At 73.6% G+C, this 20,868-nt stretch carries 22 protein-coding genes and 2 pseudogenes; 9 read left to right on the forward strand and 15 right to left on the reverse strand.

What is annotated here, in order from left to right; translation table 11 throughout:
- Window positions 1-116 precede the first annotated feature (116 nt).
- Window positions 117-851: a TetR family transcriptional regulator gene (locus ACGFYH_RS12650; protein WP_393803128.1), complete on the forward strand. Its 735-nt coding sequence runs from the start codon at window positions 117-119 to the stop codon at window positions 849-851.
- A 195-nt stretch (window positions 852-1,046) separates the two neighbouring features.
- Window positions 1,047-1,478 carry a Zn-ribbon domain-containing OB-fold protein gene (locus tag ACGFYH_RS12655; RefSeq protein ID WP_393803129.1) on the forward strand — a complete coding sequence of 144 codons (432 nt, stop codon included), beginning with the start codon at window positions 1,047-1,049 and terminating at the stop codon, window positions 1,476-1,478.
- Between the two features lie 8 nt (window positions 1,479-1,486).
- On the opposite strand, the gene ACGFYH_RS12660 is transcribed toward ACGFYH_RS12655, so the two are convergent.
- Window positions 1,487-1,894, reverse strand: a complete 408-nt coding sequence (locus ACGFYH_RS12660) for a PPOX class F420-dependent oxidoreductase (RefSeq protein WP_393803130.1) — start codon at window positions 1,892-1,894, stop codon at window positions 1,487-1,489.
- Window positions 1,895-1,945: 51 nt separating this feature from the next.
- The gene (locus ACGFYH_RS12665) at window positions 1,946-3,124 is read right to left on the reverse strand and encodes a MalY/PatB family protein (protein WP_393803131.1); all 1,179 of its coding nucleotides are present in this window, start codon (window positions 3,122-3,124) and stop codon (window positions 1,946-1,948) included.
- Between the two features lie 151 nt (window positions 3,125-3,275).
- On the opposite strand from ACGFYH_RS12665, the gene ACGFYH_RS12670 reads away from it, so the two are divergent.
- Window positions 3,276-4,649, forward strand: coding sequence for a S1 family peptidase (locus ACGFYH_RS12670; RefSeq protein WP_393803132.1), 1,374 nt, complete (start codon window positions 3,276-3,278; stop codon window positions 4,647-4,649).
- A gap of 73 nt (window positions 4,650-4,722) precedes the next feature.
- On the opposite strand, the gene ACGFYH_RS12675 is transcribed toward ACGFYH_RS12670, so the two are convergent.
- The 3 genes from ACGFYH_RS12675 to ACGFYH_RS12685 form a co-directional block, all read right to left on the reverse strand.
- Entirely contained in the window at window positions 4,723-4,908 is a 186-nt protein-coding gene (locus ACGFYH_RS12675; RefSeq protein ID WP_393803133.1) for a hypothetical protein, read from the reverse strand.
- Window positions 4,909-5,470: 562 nt separating this feature from the next.
- Window positions 5,471-6,166, reverse strand: coding sequence for a L,D-transpeptidase family protein (locus ACGFYH_RS12680; RefSeq protein ID WP_393803134.1), 696 nt, complete (start codon window positions 6,164-6,166; stop codon window positions 5,471-5,473).
- A gap of 167 nt (window positions 6,167-6,333) precedes the next feature.
- Complete coding sequence (locus tag ACGFYH_RS12685; protein WP_393803135.1) at window positions 6,334-7,134, reverse strand: SDR family NAD(P)-dependent oxidoreductase; 801 nt, start codon at window positions 7,132-7,134, stop codon at window positions 6,334-6,336.
- 152 nt (window positions 7,135-7,286) lie between these two features.
- On the opposite strand from ACGFYH_RS12685, the gene ACGFYH_RS12690 reads away from it, so the two are divergent.
- On the forward strand, window positions 7,287-7,718 hold the full coding sequence (locus ACGFYH_RS12690) for a hypothetical protein (RefSeq protein WP_393803136.1): 432 nt from the start codon (window positions 7,287-7,289) through the stop codon (window positions 7,716-7,718).
- On the opposite strand, the gene ACGFYH_RS12695 is transcribed toward ACGFYH_RS12690, so the two are convergent.
- The 3 genes from ACGFYH_RS12695 to ACGFYH_RS12705 all read right to left on the reverse strand — a co-directional run bounded on the left by ACGFYH_RS12695 (window position 7,702) and on the right by ACGFYH_RS12705 (window position 10,474).
- Complete coding sequence (locus ACGFYH_RS12695) at window positions 7,702-8,628, reverse strand: SDR family oxidoreductase (RefSeq protein WP_393803137.1); 927 nt, start codon at window positions 8,626-8,628, stop codon at window positions 7,702-7,704. The genes ACGFYH_RS12690 and ACGFYH_RS12695 overlap by 17 nt on opposite strands.
- 128 nt (window positions 8,629-8,756) lie before the next feature.
- The gene (locus ACGFYH_RS12700; RefSeq protein ID WP_393803138.1) at window positions 8,757-9,386 is read right to left on the reverse strand and encodes an MBL fold metallo-hydrolase; all 630 of its coding nucleotides are present in this window, start codon (window positions 9,384-9,386) and stop codon (window positions 8,757-8,759) included.
- Window positions 9,386-10,474 (reverse strand): S-(hydroxymethyl)mycothiol dehydrogenase, encoded by a 1,089-nt coding sequence (locus ACGFYH_RS12705; RefSeq protein ID WP_393803139.1) that lies wholly within the window; start codon window positions 10,472-10,474, stop codon window positions 9,386-9,388. The genes ACGFYH_RS12700 and ACGFYH_RS12705 overlap by 1 nt, the downstream gene beginning before the upstream one ends.
- A 178-nt stretch (window positions 10,475-10,652) precedes the next feature.
- Here ACGFYH_RS12705 and ACGFYH_RS12710 point away from each other — a divergent pair, with 178 nt between their 5' ends.
- Window positions 10,653-12,407, forward strand: coding sequence for an ABC transporter ATP-binding protein (locus tag ACGFYH_RS12710; RefSeq protein ID WP_393803140.1), 1,755 nt, complete (start codon window positions 10,653-10,655; stop codon window positions 12,405-12,407).
- Window positions 12,408-12,415: 8 nt separating this feature from the next.
- On the opposite strand, the gene ACGFYH_RS12715 is transcribed toward ACGFYH_RS12710, so the two are convergent.
- Complete coding sequence (locus ACGFYH_RS12715) at window positions 12,416-12,700, reverse strand: hypothetical protein (protein ID WP_393803141.1); 285 nt, start codon at window positions 12,698-12,700, stop codon at window positions 12,416-12,418.
- 172 nt (window positions 12,701-12,872) lie between these two features.
- Between ACGFYH_RS12715 and ACGFYH_RS12720 the strand changes: the two genes are divergently transcribed.
- Window positions 12,873-13,238: a nuclear transport factor 2 family protein gene (locus ACGFYH_RS12720; protein WP_393803142.1), complete on the forward strand. Its 366-nt coding sequence runs from the start codon at window positions 12,873-12,875 to the stop codon at window positions 13,236-13,238.
- 72 nt (window positions 13,239-13,310) lie between these two features.
- Here the strand turns inward: ACGFYH_RS12720 and ACGFYH_RS12725 are convergent.
- Window positions 13,311-13,616 (reverse strand): annotated as a pseudogene (locus ACGFYH_RS12725) (helix-turn-helix domain-containing protein); the annotation flags it as partial.
- Between the two features lie 172 nt (window positions 13,617-13,788).
- Here ACGFYH_RS12725 and ACGFYH_RS12730 point away from each other — a divergent pair.
- On the forward strand, window positions 13,789-15,042 hold the full coding sequence (locus tag ACGFYH_RS12730; protein WP_393803143.1) for a YncE family protein: 1,254 nt from the start codon (window positions 13,789-13,791) through the stop codon (window positions 15,040-15,042).
- Between the two features lie 271 nt (window positions 15,043-15,313).
- Here ACGFYH_RS12730 and ACGFYH_RS12735 read toward each other — a convergent pair whose 3' ends face one another.
- On the reverse strand, window positions 15,314-15,814 hold the full coding sequence (locus tag ACGFYH_RS12735) for a metallophosphoesterase family protein (protein WP_393803144.1): 501 nt from the start codon (window positions 15,812-15,814) through the stop codon (window positions 15,314-15,316).
- Between the two features lie 103 nt (window positions 15,815-15,917).
- On the opposite strand from ACGFYH_RS12735, the gene ACGFYH_RS12740 reads away from it, so the two are divergent.
- On the forward strand, window positions 15,918-16,439 hold the full coding sequence (locus tag ACGFYH_RS12740; RefSeq protein ID WP_393803145.1) for a MarR family winged helix-turn-helix transcriptional regulator: 522 nt from the start codon (window positions 15,918-15,920) through the stop codon (window positions 16,437-16,439).
- Window positions 16,440-16,452: 13 nt separating this feature from the next.
- The gene (locus tag ACGFYH_RS12745; RefSeq protein WP_393803146.1) at window positions 16,453-17,037 is read left to right on the forward strand and encodes a hydrolase; all 585 of its coding nucleotides are present in this window, start codon (window positions 16,453-16,455) and stop codon (window positions 17,035-17,037) included.
- A gap of 15 nt (window positions 17,038-17,052) precedes the next feature.
- Here ACGFYH_RS12745 and ACGFYH_RS12750 read toward each other — a convergent pair.
- From ACGFYH_RS12750 to ACGFYH_RS12765, 4 genes and pseudogenes are all read right to left on the reverse strand, one after another.
- Window positions 17,053-17,181: pseudogene (locus ACGFYH_RS12750) on the reverse strand (dTDP-glucose 4,6-dehydratase); the annotation flags it as partial.
- Between the two features lie 163 nt (window positions 17,182-17,344).
- Window positions 17,345-17,524: a hypothetical protein gene (locus ACGFYH_RS12755; protein WP_393803147.1), complete on the reverse strand. Its 180-nt coding sequence runs from the start codon at window positions 17,522-17,524 to the stop codon at window positions 17,345-17,347.
- Between the two features lie 91 nt (window positions 17,525-17,615).
- Window positions 17,616-18,035, reverse strand: a complete 420-nt coding sequence (locus ACGFYH_RS12760; RefSeq protein WP_393803148.1) for a CBS domain-containing protein — start codon at window positions 18,033-18,035, stop codon at window positions 17,616-17,618.
- 194 nt (window positions 18,036-18,229) lie between these two features.
- Window positions 18,230-20,680 (reverse strand): SpoIIE family protein phosphatase, encoded by a 2,451-nt coding sequence (locus ACGFYH_RS12765; protein WP_393803149.1) that lies wholly within the window; start codon window positions 20,678-20,680, stop codon window positions 18,230-18,232.
- Window positions 20,681-20,868: the final 188 nt, after the last annotated feature.

Below are 20,868 nucleotides of genomic sequence, written 5' to 3' on the forward strand. Positions count from 1 at the left end.
GGACTGGCCGGAAGTGATCGTATGCGATCGGCGTGGCGCAGCGACGGGGGCACTCGGTTCCCTCCTGGCACTGCACTGAGTGCCATGAACGTCGACGGCCTGCTACGTTCCCCCTCATGAGCACCAGCAGTGCGGCGTCCCGCCGCGGGGACGGGACGGACGCGGCCCAGGTCCGGCCGCCGATGCGGGAGGCACTGGTCGCGGCGGCGTTCCGGCTGTTCCTGGAGCGGGGGTACGAACAGACCACCGTGGACGACGTCGTGGCCCTGGCCGGCGTCGGACGGCGCTCCTTCTTCCGGTACTTCCCGTCCAAGGAGGACGTGGTCTTCCCCGACCACGAGCGGTGCCTGGCCGACATGGAGGCGTTCCTGGCGGACTCCCCCGAGGACGCCGACCCGGTGCGGCGGGTCTGCGACGCGGCCCGGCTCGTCCTGCGCATGTACGCCGAGAACCCGGCGTTCTCGGTGCAGCGTTACCACCTCACCAAGAAGGTCCCCGGGCTGCGTGCCTACGAGTTGTCGGTGGTGTGGCGCTACGAGCGCGCGCTCGCCGAGTATCTGCGCGGACGCCTGGGCGGGCGGCCGGACGGAATCCTGCGCGCCGACGTGATCGCGGCCGCGGTGGTAGCGGCGCACAACAACGCCCTGCGGTCCTGGCTGCGTTCGGACGGACGCGACGACGCGGGCGCCGCGGTGGACCACGCGCTGGGGTACGCGCAGTCCGCCTTCGGCGACGTCCCCGTGCCACTGCGCGGCGAGTCGCCCGAGGACGTGGTGGTCGTGGCCGCGCGCCGCGGGACGCCCCTGTGGCAGGTACTGCGGGAGATCGAGAGCGCGTTCACGTCCGGCTGACGCCCGGGCGCCCGGCCTCACCCCCACGCACCCGCCCGCTCGCTCTTCTCGCGATCAAGGGTACCGAGTGCCTTTACGGGTGACACTCAGTGCCATACGCTGTGGTGCGTGCACGGTGGCACGGTGAGCCGCGCACACGCGTGCCCGGTGACCGCGCACGCGGGATTCCGGCCCGAGTGCAGGGAGTTGACCAGCGTGTACCACTCAGGAAACGTCGCTCAGCAGGCAGCCGGCCCCGCGACGGGCCTGCTCGACCCGAAGCCCCGGGACCAGGGCCGCCAGGCCCCGGACACCGAGGCCGTCTTCTACCAGCGCTGCACCTGGTGCGGCACCGCCATGTACCACCGCGTGCTGTGCCCGGTCTGTCGCGGCAGCGAGCTGCGGACGGAGCGGAGCGAGGGCACGGGGACGGTGCGCCACGCCACGGTGGTGCACCGCAACACCCCCGCCGCGCGCAACGTCTCCCTCATCGAGATGACCGAGGGCTTCGTCCTGCGCGGCCGGGTCATGGGCCCGCTCATCGGTATCCACGGCGGCGACCGGGTACGGCTGTCCACGGCCAAGGACCCGGTGCGGGGCGAGCCGGTCTTCCAGCTGGTCGACGAGCCGTACCGGGCCTGGACCTGAGGGCGGTCTCAGCTCCCGGCCGCCGGCCCGGGTGTGAGCGCGATGCGGATCCCGAGGGTGCCGCCGAGTCCCCGGCGCAGCCGGCTGCCGAGGAGGGTGAGCCGGCCGACGACGCCGTACTTGCGGGCGAGCAGCCGCCGGTAGCGGGCCGTGGTGGCCGGGTCGCAGATCTCCGCCGTTCCCGGGACCTGTTCGCCGGTCGGTCTGCCGCGCACGTCGCAGGGGCCCACCAGGACGTCGGCGCGGTTGCGGACGCGCTTGACCTTCCAGGAGCCGGCGACCGTCCAGACGCCGAGGGCGTCCCCGTCGCGTACGACCCACACCGGGGTGGCGACCGGGGTGCCGTTCTTCCGGTAGGTGGTGACCAGCAGGTACTTGCCGGCACCGAGTCGGGCCAGTGACGCGTCGTCGTCCATGGTCCGCAAGTCTAGGCGCCCGGACGCGCGGGGCCGCACCGCGCCCGCGCCTCACTCCAGGGCTGCCGACATCCTCCGCACCGCCTCCGTGAGCACCTCCGGCGAGGTCGCCAGGTTGAGCCGCACGTGTCCCGCCCCGCCGCTGCCGAAGGGGATGCCGGAGCTGAGGGCCACCCGGCCCCGCTCGAGGAAGACGTCCGCCGGGTCGTCACCGAGGCCGAGGGCCCGGCAGTCGAGCCACGCGAGGCACGTGGCCTCCCCGGTGCGGTGGACGACCCCGGGCAGCCGCTCGGCGAGCAGGTCGGTGAGCAGCCGCCGGTTCTCGTCGAGTCCGGCGAGCACCGCGTCCAGCCAGGCGGTGCCGTCGCGCAGGGCGGCCGTGTGGGCGAGAACGCCGACGTGGCTCGGCCCGTGGCCGACCTCCTCGGGCATCCGGGCCAGGTCGTCGGCGGCGCCGGGACCCGCGACGGCCAGAGCCGCCTTGAGACCGGCCAGGTTCCAGCCCTTGGACGCCGACATCAGCGTGAGGCCGCGCTCGGCGCCGGGCACGCCCAGGTAGGGCACGAACCGCGTGTCGCCGGTGACGACCGGCGCGTGGATCTCGTCGGCGACGACCCGGACGCCGTACCGCTCGGCGAGGGCGGCGACGGCCGCCAGTTCGTCGGCGGTGTGCACCGTACCGGTCGGATTGTGCGGGCTGCACAGCAGGAAGGCCGCCCGGCCGCCACCGGTGACGGCCCGCCGGAACGCCTCCTCCAGGGCGCCGGGGTCGATGCGCAGGCCGGGGCCGAGCGGCGCCTCGACGACGCGCCGGTCCAGGTGGGTCACGAACTGGTAGAACGGCGGGTACACCGGCGGGTTGACGATCACCGGGTCGCCGGGTCCCGTGACCAGCTTGAGCATCTCGACGACGCCCAGCATCACGTCGGGCACGATCGCCGTGCGTTCCACGGCCGGGCCGTCCCAGCCCCACCTCTTGCCGGCGAAGGCGGCGAGGGCCTCGGCGTAGGCGGTGCCGACGGGGTAGCCGGTGTCGCCGAGTTCCATGGCCCCGGTGACGGCACGCACGACCGGCCCGGCGAGCGGCACGTCCATCTCGGCCACCCACAGCGGCAGCACGTCCGGTGGGTGGGTGCGCCACTTCATGCTCGTACGGCGGCGCAGCTGGTCCAGGGTGAGCGCCCTCAGGGGGTTCGGTTCACCGGACCGGTCCCGCAGGATGCTGGTCATGGGCCCAAGATAGGACGCCGCGGTGCGGCGGGGGAACACGGCGCCCCACCGGTGAACACCACCGTGCCCGCCGCCGTATGGGAGGAGGGCGCCCGACGTCCGGAGGCCCCCGCGGCGGCGACGCCGCGTGGTCGGGTTCGGGAGCGCACTCATGAGACACGCACGACGACGCATCGTCCGGCGAGTGGCACGGCTGGCGGCCGTCGGCGGGCTCCTGCTCGGGGTGACGATGGTCACCCGGGCCGTGGCGAGCGAGCCTCCCGGCCCGTCCGCCGCGCCGCACACCCTCGCGCGGACCTCGTCCGGTGCCGGCGCCGACCTCGTGGCCCGGCTGGGCACCGACCGTACGGCGGGACACTGGGTCGGCCCCGACGGGCGGCCGGTCGTGGCGGTCACCGACGAGAGGGCGGCCGAGGCGGTGCGGCGGGCCGGTGCCGAGGTGAAGACGGTGCGGCACAGCATGTCCGAGCTGAGGTCGGCGGCCTCGACGCTGCGTTCGGCCCCCCGCGTGCCCGGTACGGCATGGGCGCTCGACTACCGGTCGAACCGGGTGGTGGTGCGCGGCGACCGCACGGTCTCCGGGTCCGACTGGTCCCGTCTGACGGGCGTGGCGGAGCGCATCGGCGGGTTCGTCCGGATGGAGCGCGCCGAGGGCGAGTTCACCACCCGCCTGAACGGGGCGGAGCCGATCCTGTCCACGGCGGGCCGCTGCTCGGCGGGCTTCAACGTGACCGACGGCACGAGCGACTTCATCCTGACCGCCGGTCACTGCGGGCCGACGGGCTCCGTCTGGTTCGGTGACGGCCAGGGTGAGCGGCAGGTCGGCAAGACCGTGGCGGGGAGCTTCCCCGGGGACGACTTCTCCCTGGTGCGGTACGCAGGCGGCAAGGCGGGCGACGGCGCCGACGTCGTGGCGGTCGGCGCCGGCAAGGGGGTGCGGATCACGGGGGCGGGTGAACCGGCGGTCGGGCAGCGGGTGTTCCGCAGCGGGAGCACCAGCGGGCTGCGCGACGGGCGGGTGACGGCCCTGGACGCGACGGTCAACTACCCGGAGGGCACGGTCACCGGCCTCATCGAGACCGACGTGTGCGCCGAGCCCGGGGACAGCGGTGGGCCGATGTTCTCGGAGGGCATCGCGCTCGGCGTGACGTCGGGCGGCAGCGGCGACTGCGACAAGGGCGGAACGACGTTTTTCCAGCCGCTGACCGAGGCCATGGAGTCGCTCGGGGTCCGGCTCATCGTCTCCGGGCAGGGCGCCGGACGGGAGGGCGCCGCGCAGGGGGCCGCGCCGTCGTCGCCGGCGTCCGGTGGGGCCGCCCCGGGCGCCGCGGCTCCGGGGGCGCCGGCGCCCGTGACCGGGGCCGACGGTTCGACTCTGCTCGCCCGTCTCACGGATCGCCGGAACATCGGTCCGGGTCTGCTGGTCGTGGCGGGCAGCCTGGTGGCGCTCGTGGCCACGCGGTGGATGCGGGCGGAGCAGGACCGCAAGGCCTATCGGCGACACTACTCGGCGACGTGGGGCTGACCGGGGCCGGTGCGAGGAGCCGGCCCGTGGATGACGGCGGCGGGCCGGGACGCCGAGGAGACCAGGACGTCGGTCAGGCGGCGTTCGCGGACTCGGGGGCCGCGCTGGCCCACTCCAGGACGAGCCGCTGGTACTCCGCGCGCTGCTCGACGCTCAGTGTCCCGCCCGACCGGAGCCACAGGGCCCGGATCTCCTCGTTGACCTCGGCAGCCGATCGCTCGGAGGAGGGTTCAACAGTGGTGGACATACTGTGAAGCATACGGCGCCCGGCGTGAAGACGATATGAGTAATCACGAGCCAAGCAGACATATCGGACCGTGTCGCTGATCACGTCGATTCCCTCATCTGTCAAGACCTGGCGGCGAGTTCTTTCCCGCGAATGTGTCCCGCCGCACACGGCCCGCCCCTCCCCGCGGCGGGATCTTCCGCGGTGTCTCACGAAGTCGCCGATCCGGCGGGCCGGCGGGCCCCGAACCAGCTCGCGGGTGCCACCAAGGCGGCGGGCCGCTCCGTACGAACGCGTTCCGCCGGGTCGGCCGCCCTCGCACATCCGGGAGTCCCGCCTCCGGTCCCTTCGGCACGGAGGCGGACGGGCAGCAGCCGGCCACGGTGGCGCTGCGGCAGGACGGGACCGGGATGCACGACCGGGACGGAGGACATCAGCGAGCCGCTGGAGCCCAAGCCCGCCATGCCCCCGACGCCCCGCCGCCGCAGGTCGCGCACGAGGCCGCCCGGCAGGCCGGGGGTCCGGCCCGGGATCCCGGACCCCGGGGAGGCGCCGGAGCCGCGGCGTTCTCGCGCGAGCCCGGCGCCCCGGTGGGTCAGGTGCCCGGCTTGCGGCCGTACACGTAGACGTCGTCGCCCTTCTTCAGCAGCGACCAGTACTTCTTGGCGTCGGTCTTCTTCATGTTGACGCAGCCGTGCGAGCCCGGCGGGCTCCACACGCTGACGCCGACGGAGTGGAAGGCCTGGCCGCCGTCGAAGAACTGGCTGTAGGGCATCGGCACGTGGTAGATGGTCGAGACGTGGTCGATGTTGCGCCAGTAGACCTTCTTCAGGCCGGTGCGCGTCTCGTACCCGTTGCGCCCGGTGCGGACCGGCACCGGGCCGTACACCAGCCTCTTGCCGTCCTGGATCCAGCTCAGCTGGAGACTGAGGTTCACACAGGCGATACGGCCCTTGTTCGTCGGGCATTTGCCGGACTTGTTCGGCTTCTTCCCGACGGCCTTCTGCTTCGTCATCAGGTCCATCACCCCCCAGGTGATGGGGCCCGCGTAGCCCGCGTCGGGCGTGATGCCGTGCTTGGTCTGGAAGGCGCGGATGGCCTTGCAGTCGGCGGTGGACTGCTTGCCGTCGGCCTTGCGGCCGAGGAACTTCTCCACCTTCTTCTGGTACGGACCCGCCTTCGCGGTGCAGCTCGCGGCCTGCGCGGGTGCCGCCGTGAGCGCGAGTGTGAGCGGTGCCACCAGTGCGGTGACCCCGAGTGCGACGGCTCCCCGTCTGCGTATGTCCCCCATGGCCGGTCATGCCTTTCGCGTCGAGGCGGTGCGCTGAGCGGAAGGTCGCCCTGGTGCGATCCCCGCCTGCTAGACCGCCGCCCCGCGGCTTTGGTTGCACGCCGCCCCACGCCGCGACGAAACGGTGACAAACGCCACCGGACGGCCCGCCACGCCCCGCCGATCCCTCAGTCCGCGCCGTCCGCCTCCTTCAGAGCCTGCCGGAAACCGGTGTTGACCGCGGTCAGGCCACCGTCGACCACCAGCGTCGTCCCCGTGATCCAGGAGGCGTCGCGCGAGGCCAGGAAGGCGACGGCCGCCGCGACGTCCTCGGGCTCACCGACCCGCCCCAGCGGGTACAGCCCCCGTACCGATGCCAGTTCCTCGTCCCGGCCCTCCCAGGCCGTGGTGCGCACCGTGCCCGGCGTCACGAGGTTGACCCGGACACCGCGTGGCGCCGCATGTCCGGCCAGTGTGCGGGTCAGCGAGGCGAGGCCCGCCTTGGCCGCGCTGTAGGCGTGGTTGCCGAAGTCCTGGACGCCGTTGACCGAGCCGATGCTCACGATCGCGCCGCGCCCCGAGGCGGCGAGGTGGGGCAGCGCGGCCCGGCAGCAGCGGTAGGCGCCGGTGAGTGTGACGTCGAGGTCGCGGGCCCAGACCTCGTCCGGCTCGTCCTCGAAGAGCGGGGCGTCGGGGGCGCAGGCGTAGGCGTTGTTGACCAGCACGTCCAGGGCGCCGAAGGTGTCCACGGCGTGGGCCACGGCCGCCTCGACGGACGAGCGGTCGCTCACGTCGCAGGCGAACGCCTCGACGGCGAGCCCCTGTTCCGCCAGTTCCCCCGCCGTCCGCCGAGCCGCGGCGAGGTCCACGTCGGTGAGCAGTACCCGGGCCCCCTCCGTGGCGAGCCGGCGCGCGCCGGCCGCGCCGATGCCCCGGGCCGCGCCCGTCACGAGTACTCCGTGGTCCGTGAAACGCCTGGTGTCCGTCATGGGTCCGACCGTACTGGCGCGACGATCCCGCGGGCGGGCACCCGTGCGGCCATATCCGCGTTGTGCAGCAACTCCCCGCGCACACAGGGGTTGTCCCGGTGCGCTCGGGCCCCATCTCGCCGTGGTCCGCAGCGACCGGGCCGGGTTCCGCCGTGAGACGGCGGCCCGCCGGGAGGAGCGCGGGCTCGCGGTGTACGCCCACCACGCGCGGACGCCGAAGACCTCCGGCACGCCGACGTACCCGGTCGCCGCCCTTCCTCGGCGACGACCCGCGTCCGCCGGCTCCCCGGGAGGCCGCACCGGCCCGCGCCGAGGCGCCCCTCGCCCGGGACCCGGCCGGCGAGGCGCCGCTTCCGCTGGGCGGCAAGGACGTGGTGGAGAGGGCGCGGGTCCGGGTGGTGGCCGTAATGGGGGCGGAGCGCTTCCTGCGCGAGGAGACGCGCGGCCCCGGGGCCCGGCGGGTGCTGCTGGAACGGCAGCGCGCCGTGCGCGAGGGGTACGGCACGGCCGTACGGGAGGACTTGGCCCCGCCGCCGGGTCACGGTGCCCGGTGGCCCCTGCCGCCCGTCAGCGGTAGCCGGTGACGTCGGCGGGCTTGTCCGCGTCCTGCACCTCGACGAGATAGCGCCAGGCGTCCGGGCGGCTGCCGTCGACGTCGGTGAAGCCGTACTCCCGGGCGAGGCCGCCGCTGGAGAGGGACCGCCCGTTGAAGCGCTTCACGCCCGGGTCGGCGGCGAGGGCGGCGACCGCGCGCCCGACGTAGCGGGGCGTCTCGGAGATGGCGAAGTGCGGGACGCGGTCCAGAGCGTCGCGCCAGTTCTCCTCGCGTACGCCGAAGTGGTCGAGCATGATCTCCGAGCGCAGCCAGCCGGGGGTCAGCGCGAGCGCCGTGGCGCCGCGCGGCCCGGCCTCGTGCCCGAGGGAGAAGGCCATGCGCAGGACGGACGTCTTGGCGAGGTCGTAGAAGAAGGAGTTGCGGTAGTGGACGCGGTTGTAGTCGTCGGTGCCGTCGGTGACCTCGACGACCAGCCCGCCGGGACGGCGCAGCAGCAGGGGCAGGGCGTGGTGGCTGGTGATGGCGTGGGTCTCGACGGCGAGCCGCAGGAGCCTGAGGCCCTTGTCGAGGTCGTGCTCCCAGACGGGGCAGTCCCACTCGAAGAGGTTCTCCCCGCCCCAGATGTCGTTGACCAGAACGTCGAGGCGGGCCTGTTCGCGGGCGATGCGGTCGACGAGGGTGGCGACCTGCGTCGGATCGAGGTGGTCGGCGGGTACCGCGATGCCGTGGCCGCCCGCCTCGGTGACCAGGTCGGCGGTGTCCTCGATGGTCTCGGGGCGGTCGTACTCCGAGCGCCGGGCGCGGGTGCTGCGGCCGGTGACGTAGACGGTGGCGCCGGCCGCGCCCAGTTCGACGGCGATGCCCCGTCCGGCGCCGCGGGTCGCCCCGGCGACCAGTGCGACCCTGCCTGCCAGCGAACCCCTCGATGACCCTGTCATGTCCGGCTCCCGTTCCTCTCCGTCACGTCCCGCACGAGCGATGTCGTGTTCGAGACTGCCCGGGAAGCCGGACATCTTCTGTCACCTTTACCGCGTGTCTGGAGCGATCTTGCGGGTGACCGTCCCGGTCAGTGCCCGCGCTTGATCCACTCCTCCAGGTGCGGGGCCTCGGCGCCGATGGTCGTGGGGTCGCCGTGCCCGGTGCGGACCTCCGTCTCCGGCGGGAGGACCAGCAGCTTCTCGCGGATCGAGCCGATGATGGTCGGGAAGTGGGAGTAGGAGCGGCCGGTGGCGCCGGGTCCGCCCCGGAAGAGGGTGTCGCCGGTGAAGACGGTGCCGAGGCCCGGGTCGTGGAGGCAGACCGCGCCGGGAGCGTGGCCCGGGGTGTGCAGGACGGTCAGGTCGGCGCCGGCGGCCTCGACGACGAGGCCGTCGGTCAGCCAGGCGTCGGGGTCACGGTCGGGGTGGGTCTGCTGCCACAGGGGCAGGTCGTCGCGGTGCAGCCAGATGGTGGCGCCGGTGCGCTCGGCGAGCGCGGGCGCGGCGTTGACATGGTCGTTGTGGGCGTGGGTGCACACGATGGCGGTCAGCCTACGGTCCCCGACGGCGTCGGCGATCGCGTCGGCGTCGTGGGCGGCGTCGATGACGACCACCTCGTGGTCGTCGCCGACGAGCCAGACGTTGTTGTCGACGTCCCAGGTGCCGCCGTCGAGGCTGAACTGTCCCGAGGTGACGACGCGTTCGATGCGGGGGGCCATCACAGCACCACCACCGAACGCAGCACGTCACCGGCGTGCATCCGCTCGAAGGCCTGCTCGACCTCGTCCAGCCGGATGGTCTCGGTGACGAACTTGCCGAGGTCCAGGCGGCCCTGGAGGTGGAGGTCGATGAGCACCGGGAAGTCGCGGGAGGGCAGGCAGTCGCCGTACCAGGACGATTTCAGCGAACCGCCGCGGCCGAAGACGTCCAGGAGCGGCAGCTCCAGCTTCATCTCGGGCGTCGGAACGCCGACGAGGACGACGGTGCCGGCCAGGTCGCGGGCGTAGAAGGCCTGCCGGTACGTCTCGGGGCGGCCGACGGCCTCGATGACGACGTCGGCGCCGAAGCCGCCGGTCAGTTCGCGGATCGCCTCGACGGGGTCGCTCTGGCGGGAGTTGACGGTGTGGGTGGCGCCCATGGAGCGGGCTGTCTCCAGCTTGCGGTCGTCGATGTCCACGGCGATGACCTTCGACGCGCCCGCCAGGTGGGACCCGGCGATCGCCGCGTCGCCGACGCCGCCGCAGCCGATGACGGCGACGGTGTCGCCGCGGCCGACGTCGCCGGTGTTGATGGCGGCGCCGATGCCGGCCATCACCCCGCAGCCCAGCAGGCCGGCCACCTCGGCGGAGACGGCCGGGTCCACCTTGGTGCACTGTCCGGCGGCGACCAGGGTCTTCTCGGCGAAGGCGCCGATACCTAGGGCCGGGGAGAGCTCCTGGCCGGTCGAGGCGAGGGTCATCCTCTGCTCGGCGTTGTGGGTGTCGAAGCAGTACCAGGGCCGCCCGCGCTGACAGGCCCGGCACTTGCCGCACACGGCGCGCCAGTTGAGGATCACGAAGTCACCGGGGGCGACGTCGGTGACACCGGCGCCGACCGACTCGACCACGCCGGCGGCCTCGTGGCCGAGCAGGAAGGGGAAGTCGTCGCTGATGCCGCCCTGCTTGTAGTGCAGGTCGGTGTGGCACACTCCGCAGGCCTGAATACCGACCACGGCCTCGCCCGGGCCGGGGTCCGGCACGACGATCGTCTCGATCCGCACCGGTTCGTCCTTGCCCGGCGCGATCACGCCGCGTACTTCCTGCGCCATGGTCCTGACCCCTTCCTCGGCCGTTCAGCGTTCTCCCCGACCCTACGCGCAAGCGATCGGGAAGGGGCAGGTGACAGGGCGGTTCACGGGGTGCCGGTGGCCGTCCGCACACCGGCGGGCCGGGCCGCCCGGGCCCCGACGTAGCCTGAGTGCCCCGCCCGTGTGCCGAAGGAGCGACGTGACCCCCGCAGAGCCGGAGACCGCGCAGCCCGCCTGGCGGCTGCTCCTGTCATACGTGCGGCCGCACCGCGCCGCCCTGTTCGCGGGCGCCCTGCTCTCCCTGGTCAACGGCGCGACGGGGCTGCTGCTGCCGCTGGTGGCGCGGGAACTGATCGACGACCTGGCGCACGACCGGGCCATCACCCGTGCCCTGCTGGCCATGTCGGGGCTCGTGGTCGCCAACACGGCGCTCGGCGCCCTGGGTTCGTACGTGCTGCGGCGCACCGCGGAGTCGGTGGTCCTCGGGGCGCGGCGCGCGCTGTCGTCGTATCTGCTGCGCCTGCGCATCAGCGCGGTGGACCGCACCGAGCCCGGCGACCTGATGGCCCGGATCACCTCCGACACGACCCTGCTGCGCGAGGTCACCACCGACTCGCTCATCGGCCTCGGCACCGGCGGGCTCACGCTGGTGGCGACGCTGGTGATGACGGGCGTGGTCGACCCGGTGCTTCTCGGGGTGACGCTGGCGGTGGTACTGGGCGCGGGCACGGTCCTGGGTCTGATCGTGCCGCGCATCAACCGCGCGAGCCGGCAGGCGCAGGACGCGGTGGGCGTGATGGGTGCCGCGCTGGAGCGGACCCTCGGCGCGCTGCGCACGGTGAAGGCGTCGGGCGCCGAGCCCCGGGAGGAGCGGGCGCTGCACGAGGCCGCCGAGGAGTCCTGGCGGCAGAGCGTGCGTGCCGCCAAGTGGTCGGCCGCCGCGGGCAACACGGCCGGGCTCGCGATGCAGATCGCCTTCATCACGGTGCTCGCGGTGGGCGGGGCGCGGGTGGCGACGGGGGCGATCGACGTGGGCACGCTGGTGGCGTTCCTGCTGTTCGTCTTCTATCTGATGTCCCCGATCCAGCAGGTCGTCGGCGCGATCACGCAGTATCAGACGGGTCGGGCCGCGCTCGCCCGGATCCAGGACGCGCTGGGCCTGCCGGCGGAGCCGCGGGCCCGGCCGGTTCCGCTGCCCCCGTCCGGCGCACCACCGGCGTCCGTCGCCTTCCACGACGTCCGCTTCCGCTACGCCGACGATCTGCCGTACGTCCACCACGGGGTGAGCTTCGAGGTACCCGCCCGGGGGATGACGGCGTTCGTCGGCCCGTCCGGCGCGGGCAAGACCACCGTCTTCTCCCTCGTCGAGCGGTTCTACGACCCGGGCTCCGGGGAGATCACGCTGGACGGACGGAGCCTCGCGGACTGGGAACTGGCCTCGCTGCGCGCCGCGATCGGCTATGTGGAACAGGACGCCCCGGTGCTGTCCGGCTCGCTGCGGGACAACCTGCTGCTGGGCAATCCGGAGGCGGACGAGGGCACGCTCGCCACCGTGCTGAAGACGACCCGCCTCGACGGTCTGGTCGGCCGGTTGCCCAACGGGCTGGACACGCTCGTCGGGCATCGCGGCACCAAGCTGTCCGGCGGCGAGCGACAGCGGGTCGCCATCGCCCGCGCGCTGCTGCGCGGTCCCCGGCTGCTGCTGCTCGACGAGGCCACCTCGCAGCTGGACGCGGTGAACGAGGCGGCGCTGCGCGACACCGTGGCCGAGGTGGCCCGGTCGACCACGGTGCTGGTCGTCGCCCACCGGCTGTCCACGGTGACGACGGCCGACCGGATCGTGGTGATGGACGCGGGGCGCGTGCGCGCGGTCGGCACGCACCGGGAGCTGGTGACCGCCGATCCGCTGTACGCGGAGCTGGCGGCCACCCAGTTCCTGGCGGGCGGGAGCTGACGCCGGCGTCAGCCCAGGGCGGGTACGGCGCCGAAGAGGGGCGAGACGAGACCGGTGACCTGCTGGAGCTGCTCGAGGTCGTTCAGCCGGTTCAGCTGCTGGGACGGGAGTGGCATCCGGGCCCGGTCCTCGGCGGGCATGTCACTGGCCGCGAGCGAGTCGAGGGTGTTCGTCACACTGAGCTTCTGCGAGCCCAGGGCCGACCCGTCGGCCGCGCTCGCCATCGGGGCTGCGAGGCCGGTGACGCCGGCGGCGAGCCCGACGACGGCGACGATACGTCGTGTGGAGATCATGTGCTGAGCAACGCGGGCGGGGCGCAACCGGACACGGGCCGACGGCGCCGCTCACCCGTGAGGACCAGTGTCGCGGTCGCCGTTGCCGTGGACGCCGGGACGGAGGAAGCTCGAAGGAGAGGGCCGCGGCGGCCCGTCCCCCTTCGGGCCACGGCCTTCCGAGGAGGTCGTCATGGGCACCACGGCAGGCCCCGGCTTCGACACCGAAGCACTGCGCCGGGGCATCGAGGGAGAGACGGCGGCAGCCCTGTTGTCGCTGTACGCGCGGGACGCGGAGGTACGCGTCGTCGACCGGCACGACCAGCCCAGCCGCCCCAAGGTCCTGCACGGCCGGGACGAGATCGCCGAGATGCTCGACGACGTCTACGGCCGCGACATGACCCACCGGCTGGAACGCTGCGTCGTCCAGGGCGACCAGGCGGCGTTCGTCGAGGCGTGCACCTATCCGGACGGTGTGCGGGTCCTCGCCGAGTCGATGCTGTCACTGCGGGACGGTGAGATCGTCGAGCAGACCATGGTCCAGGCCTGGGACGAGTAGGGGCGGTCACGGCGACGACGGCGGGCCCCGGGCCGGGCGGACGCCGCGGCCGGACCGCCGACCGGGCCACTACCGGCCGGGCAGCGGCAGGCCGCGGGTGTCGGCGGCCGCGGTGCGCACCGCCTCTTCCGCCCAGCCGTTGACCTGGAGGTGGAGCGCGGCGAGCACGTCCTCCAGGGTCCGGAACTCCTCGTAGAACTGGCGGGTGGACAGTCCGGCGGCGTCGCTGAGGGCCGCCACGGTCGTGGCGCGGTAACCGGGGGTGTCGCCGAACAGCCGGAGGGCGGCGTCGAGCAAGCGCCGGCGCCGCTCGGCCTGGCGCCGCTCGGCCGTCTTGCCGCCGTAGCGGCCCGTCGGCGCCCTGAGCCGTCCCGCCACCGCTGCCCCTTTCGGCCGCCGACTCCTCGCCCCACGGCCGATTTTGTCGTGTCCGCGGCCTTGTGGAGAAGGCGCCCTGTCCTTACTTTGCAGTAAGTTCGCTCTGAAAGCGGCTGTGCTCAGAACGCGTGCCCCATCGCCCCCACCACGCCCACTGCCGGAGGAGAGCAGCATGCCCGCCTTCACGACCAGGCACCTCGGCGCCGTCGTCACCGCCCTCGCCCTCACCGTCGCCGCCCCCGCCACCACCGCCGCGGCCGCCCCGCAGACCTCCGCCGACCTGCGCGAGGTGATGTTCGTCGGCAACAACTGGGACGGGACCGCGGACGTCATCCGGTCCACCGGCGACTTCGCGGGCATCGGCCGGATCGATGTCGTCCCGGACAAGGCGGAGCGGATGGCGGAGATCAACGCCGACCCGATCAAGTGGATCTACTTCCAGGCCATCCGCAACGGCGTCGGCGAGGGGCACGACCAGCTCGTGGACGACATGTACTCGACGCCGGACGGCGCCTCGGTGGTCGTCTCCCGGCCGAGTTTCGCCGACGTGGTGTCCGTCGACCTCGCCACCGGCGACATCAACTGGCGCTTCCCCGTGTCGGGCTACCGCTCCGACCACATGGCGGTCTCCCCCGACGGCACCCGGGTCGCGGTCTCGGCGTCGACCTCCAACACCGTGCACGTCCTGGACACCGGGACGGGTGAGCAGCTCGGCTCCTTCGGCACGGGCGACAAGCCGCACGAGAACATCTTCTCCGGCGACGGCAAGCACATCTGGAACATGTCCATCGGCGAGGTGAACACCGCGCTCGACGCCCCCTGGCTGGACTGGACCAAGGGCGACCGGCGCATCACGGTCGTGGACGCGACGACGTACGAGCGGGTCCGGGTGATCGACATGCGCGAGCGGCTCGACGCCATCGGTCTCGGTGACCACTCGGACGCGGTGCGGCCCGCCGTCTTCTCGCCCGACGAGTCCAAGCTGTACTTCCAGGTCTCGTTCTTCAACGGCTTCCTCGAGTACGACGTCGCCACCGACCGGATCACCCGGACGAAGACCCTGCCGAAGAACCCCGCCACGAGCGGGGACCGCACCACCTGGGTCAACGACTCGCGGCACCACGGCCTCTCCATGAGCCCGGACGGCACCAAGCTGTGCGTCGCGGGCACGATGGACGACTACGCGACGGTCGTCGACCTCGGCACACTGCGGGAGGGCCCGCTCGTGGCCGCCGCCAAGCCGTACTGGGCCACGGTCAGCGGCGACGGCACGCACTGCGTGGTCTCCGAGAGCGGCGCCGACCGGGTCACGGCCATCGACTTCGCCACCGGCGAGAAGTCGGTGTCCGTCCCCGTCGGCGACCACCCGCAGCGGGTCCGCGTCGGCCGGGTGGCGGCGGACTGGACGGGGCCGTCGGCGGGCTGAGGCACCGGTCGGCCGGTGCCCCGCACGTCGCCCCCGCGCGCGTGTGGGCCGCCCGGATTGGGTGGTCGGCCGGTAACGGACGAGGCATGCGTGTCCTCGGCACCACTCCCCCGGAAGGGGTCCGGGACAGCGCACTCCAGAAGAAGCGCCCGGACCGCTTGCTGCGACACGGAGCGGCCCGGTCCGCGGCGGGCGGCGTCCTCACGGGCGCTGCCCGCCTCTCTTCCCGCCTCCCGCCGCCTTCCCGCTCTCGCCGCCTTCCCGCCTCTCCTCACCGCGGCGGCAGCCGGTGCAGTGCGACGTCCCCGAGCCGGCCGTCGGTGACCGTGACGGTCATGTACGTGCGGTACGGCTGACGGCGCCGGTCCGTGGGCGACCCCGGGTTGAGCAGCCGCAGGCCGGTGGCGGCGGTGGTGTCCCACGGGATGTGGCTGTGCCCGAAGACGAGGACGTCGAGGTCGGGGAAGCGGGCGGCGCAGCGCCCCTCACGACCCTGTGCGGCGCCCGTCTCGTGAACCACGCCGAAGCGCAGGCCACCGAGTTCCGCGTACGCCACCTCGGGCAGCCGGGCGCGCAGTCCGGGTCCGTCGTTGTTGCCGTACACCCCGACGAGTCTGCGGCTGCGGCTCTCCAGCAGGTCCAGGGTGTCCGTGTCGACCCAGTCCCCCGCGTGCAGGACGACGTCCGCGTCCGGAATCTCCGCCAGCAGCGGCGCGGGCAGTTCCCTGGCCCGCTTCGGCAGGTGGGTGTCGGACATGATCAACAGGCGCACGGATCCAGCCTAGTGGCGGGCACGCACCGGTGCTCGCGCAATCAGCAGGCAAAACTGTTCAGTCTCACTGGACAGTCTTACCTGTCGAATTTACGGTGGTGTGATGGACGCGCACGCTTCCCGGCCCGGCTCATCCGCTCCCGGCCCCACCGCTCCCGGTTCCGCGGTGGACATCTCCGACTCGGCCGCTCGTGCCGCGCGCGAGCTGCATGTGGTGTTCGGCCGGCTGCGGCGGCGCATCCGGCAGGTCGCCCGGGACGGGGACCTCACCCCGTCCCAGGTCTCGGCCCTGACCCTGGTCGGCAAGCACGGCGCCGCGACCGCCAGCGCGCTGGCGTCCGCCGAGGGCGTCCGCCCGCAGTCGATGGCGGCCACACTCGTCGCCCTCGACCAGCGTGGGCTGATCCGGCGCAGCCCCGACCCCGCGGACGGCCGCCGGCAGCTCGTGGCGCTCACCGAGGCGGGCCGGGCACGAATCGAGGGTGACCGGCGGGTCCGCCAGGAGTGGCTGGCACGCGCCCTCCAGAACCGGTGCACCGACGAGGAACGGGACACGGTCCTCGAAGCGCTCGCCCTGCTGGACCGGCTGACCGGGCCGGACCCCGGCGATTCCCCAACCGTCTGAAAGGCACCACCTCATGGCCGTCACCGCCCTCGACCCCCGCACCGCCCTCGTCGTGATCGACCTCCAGGCCGGCATCGTCGCCGCGCCCACCGAGCCGTACAGCGGCGCCGAGGTCGTCGCCCGGAGCGCCGAACTGGCCGAGGCCTTCCGGGCCCGCGACCTGCCCGTGGTATTGGTCCGGGTCTCCTTCGCCCCCGACGGGGCGGACGCCGTACCCGGTCGTACGGAGGCCGGCGGCGCCGGCGGTCCGCGGCCCGAGGGCTGGGACGTCGTCGTCGGCGAACTGGCCGGTCGCCCCGGCGACATCACCGTCACCAAGCGCAACTGGGGCGCCTTCCACGGCACCGGCCTCGACGTCCGGCTGCGCCGCCGCGGCGTCACCCAGATCGTGCTCTGCGGGATCGCCACCAGCATCGGCGTGGAGTCCACCGCCCGGGCCGCCCACGAGCACGGTTACCACGTCACGCTCGCCACCGACGCCATGAGCGACATGGACGCCGAGGCGCACCGGGGCAGCGTCGAGCGGATCTTCCCGCGCCTCGGGGAGACGGGCACGACGCAGGAGATCCTGGGGCTGCTGGCCAAGACGCACTGCTGACGGGCCCGACGCTCCTCACCCCGCGTCGGTGCGCGGCTTGAGCGGCTCCCACCAGGTCCGGTTGTCCCGGTACCGGGCGACGGTCCCGGCCAGTCCGGCCGCGAAGTCGCGGCGCGGGGCATGGCCCAGCTCCTCGCGGGCCTTGTGACCAGGATGTTCATGAACGGTTTCAGTGCCTTGCTGCGGTCGGGGCGGAGCGGGACGCCTGTGCCGCTACCGGCGTCCCCGTCCGCGGCCGGTCCGGAAAGCGCGCCGCGCCGGCACAGAGGCCGGCGCGCTGGGCGGCGTCACCACTCTCGGGGCTCGCTCAGTCCTCGCCCCGGACGATGTTCGACTCCTGCCCCGGTTGCGGTGCGCGGGCGGCGCTGCCGTCCTCTACAGCGGGTACGCAGGTGCGCATCAGGCCCCTGCTCCGCAGGCGGCGGGCCTTCGACCATCCCGTCTCCAGCCGACGGACAGCGGGTTTCCCGCTGGTGTCCGTGGTCACGAGGCATCATCTTCCTTCTGTCTCCGCGTCCGGGTGCGGTCGCCCCACCGGGTCCCCGGGCGGGGCGCCGTGAAACTCCGGGCCCGTGCGTCTACGGGTTGGGCCGGGCCACGCTGATGTCGCCCAGCGCCGACTCCGGATCGCGTTCCATGGCCAGGTCGCCGAGGGAGACGATGCCGACCGGGCGGCCGTCGTCGACGACCGGGACGCGGCGTACGGCGTGCTCGCGCATCAGCGCGACGGCGTGGCTCAGCTCCTCGTCGGACCGCACGGTCACCATGTCGTCGCTGCACGCGCCGGCCACGGTGGTCTGCTCCTGGTCGCCGCCCTCCGCGACCGACCGGATCACCAGGTCGCGGTCGGTGACCAGGCCGCGCAGCCGGTCGCCGTCCGTGACCAGGACGGCTCCGAGGTCGCGGTCGCGCATGATGCGGGCCACGGCCGTGACGGAGGTCTGCGGCTCCACGGTCACCGGGTCGCCGGTCATGATGTCGCGGACGTACTGGGTCATGAGGTACTCCTGGATTCTCCTGGGCTTCTTCAGCTCGCTCGTGGTGTGGCGGGCGGGTACCCTGCGTCGCGCCGTCCGCACCTCGGTGAGCGGGGGGAACGGCCCGGTGGCGTCCCGGCGCTCGCCCGGCGAGCCCAGCGGTCCCGGCGAGCCCAGCGGTCCCGGCGAGCCCGGCGGTCCCGGACCGGTGACTCTTACGGCCCGCCCACCGGGAGCTCGCTCCAGACCTGCTTTCCCCCGCTGACCGGCAGCGTCCCCCAGGTTGCCGACATCGCCTCGACGAGGAGGATGCCGCGTCCGCCCGTGGCCTCCCAGCCGATACTGGTCGGCTTGACGGGCGTACGGGGCGAGGCGTCGGCGACCGCGACGCGCAGCCGGCCGCCGATCAGGGTGAGGTCGAGCCGTACCTGACCGTCGGTGTGCACCAGGGCGTTGGTGACCAGCTCGGACACGATCAGCAGGACGCCGTCGACGTCGCCGTCCGGTACGCCCCAGGAGCGCAGGGTGCGCCGGGTGAAACGGCGGGCGTGCCGCACGGCCTCGGGCAGCCGCCACACCGACCAGCTCTCCCGCAGCGGGCGCAGGGCCATGCCGTCGTAGCGCACCAGCAGCAGGGCGACGTCGTCGTTGCGGCGGGCGTTGCCGAGCAGGGCGTCGGCGACGAGCCCGACGTGCGCGGGGTCGGAGACGGCCAGGGCGTGCGCGAACCGGTCCATGCCCTCGTCGATGTCGGCGCCGGGCGACTCCACCAGGCCGTCCGTGGTGAGGGCGATCAGTGTGCCGGGGCGCAGCCGCAGCGGGCTCATCGGGAAGTCGGCCTGCGTCACGACGCCGAGCGGCGGGCCGCCCTCCACCTCCGCGATCTCCGTGCTGCCGTCGGGGTGGCGCAGCACCGGGGGCAGATGCCCGGCCCGCACGCACCAGGCGGAACCCTCCTCCATGTCGAGCTCGACGTAGACGCAGGTGGCGAAGAGGTCGGTCTCCATACCCGTCAGCAGCCGGTTCGCGTGCGACACCACGACGTCGGGCGGGTGGCCCTCGACGGCGTAGGCACGCAGGGCCGTGCGCATCTGGCCCATGAGGGTGGCCGCCCCGGCGCTGTGGCCCTGGACGTCGCCGATGACCAGGGCCACGTGGTGGTCGGGCAGCGGGATCACGTCGTACCAGTCGCCGCCCAGCTCCAGGCCGGCCGTGCTGGGCAGGTAACGGGCGACGGCGACCGCGCCGGGCAGTTTCGGCAGCCGGCGCGGCAGCAGCTGGCGCTGGAGCATGCCGACGAGTTCGTGCTCGGCGTCGAAGGCGTGGGCCCGCATCAGGGCCTGCCCCGCGAGGCCCGCGGAGGCGGTGAGCAGGGCGCGTTCGTCGGGGCCGAAGTCGTGCGGGGCGTCCCAGCCGATGAGACAGGCGCCGGCCATGCGACCACCGGCGGGCAGCGGCAGCACGGCCAGGCCGCCGGGGCCGACGTCGGCGAGGGCGGGTTCCAGGTCACCGGTGCCCGCGGGCCAGATCCGGGCGCGTCCCTCGCGCAGCGCGGCGGCGAGGGTGGGCATGGCCCGTACCGGCGCGTCCGGCCACTCGGTGCGCCACTCCAGCCGCCACAACTCGGGCCAGGACTCCGGTTCGGGCGGATCGAGGACGGTGACGACGAGCCGGTCGTTCTCCAGCTCGGCCAGCGCGATCCGGTCGGCGCGCAGCGGCCTGCGCAGGGCGGCGACCACGGCCTGGCTGACGTCCTGGACCGTACCGGCGGTGGCCAGCGCGGCGGCGAGCCGCTGGACCCGGGCCACGTCGGTGACGTCCGGACGCAGGGTGGAGGCGTCGGCGACGGTGCCGGCCAGACGGGTCGGCCGGCCGTCGCCGCCGGGCAGCAGGCGCCCGCTGAGCCGGAGCCACTTCGGCGGGCCGGTGGGCTGGAGCACCCGGAACTCCAGCTCGCGGTCGCCGATGGACAGGTGGTCGGACTCGGTCACCGACATCAGCGAGGGCAGGTCCTCCGGCACGGTGAGGCCGAGCAGCGTCTCGACCCTGCCGTCGAACTCGTCGGGAGTGAGGCCGAACAGGCGCAGGATGTCGTCGCCGACCTCAGCGCGGCCGGTGTCCATGGCCAGGGTGAAGGCGTCCGGCTGCAGCTCCTCGGCCTCGGCGGCGACTGCCGGGGTGGGGCAGGTCAAGGCCTCGGCGATCAGTTCGAGGCAGGCGCGGTCGTCGGCGTCGAAGCCGTCAGGGCGCTCGGTCAGGGCGAGAAGGCAGCCGCCCCCGTCCCCGCGCACGGGCAGCGTCGCGAGTGAGAAACCGCTCGACGGCACGTGCCGCGACTCGGCCGATCCGGCGAACTCCTCCGGTCCGATCCACACCGCCGCACCGGCCCTGTGGGCGTCGGCGACCGGGGAACCGCCCGCCGCGGGATAGCTGTCGCGCACGCCGTACAGGGTGCGTGGGACACCGGCCGACCCGACCAGGCAGAGCAGCTCGCGGTCGTCGCCGGGCGTGTAGAGCGCGGCGAGCGAGGCACCCGCGAACACCAGCGCCTGCTCGAGGACCCGCCGCAGCCGCTCCTCCGGCTCCGGTCCGGCCGCGATCGCCTTCAGGGCGCCCTCGGCACGCAGCGACCTCGATCCGCGTTCCGCAGCGCCCTCTCTGACCACGTCGCCATTACAGCGCTTATGGGACACCCGCGCAGCCCCTGCGGACCGGCTACCGGAGATGAGGGGCACGCGGACTTTCACGGGCCGTTGCTCCAGGCCGCCGCGCGGTGCGGGTGGGCACCCGCCGGTGGAGCAGCGACCGGACACGCTACGTACACGGTGGACGCGGACCGGTGAGCGGACGGACC

The organism is Streptomyces sp. NPDC048392 (assembly GCF_043200575.1).
Taxonomy (GTDB): domain Bacteria; phylum Actinomycetota; class Actinomycetes; order Streptomycetales; family Streptomycetaceae; genus Streptomyces.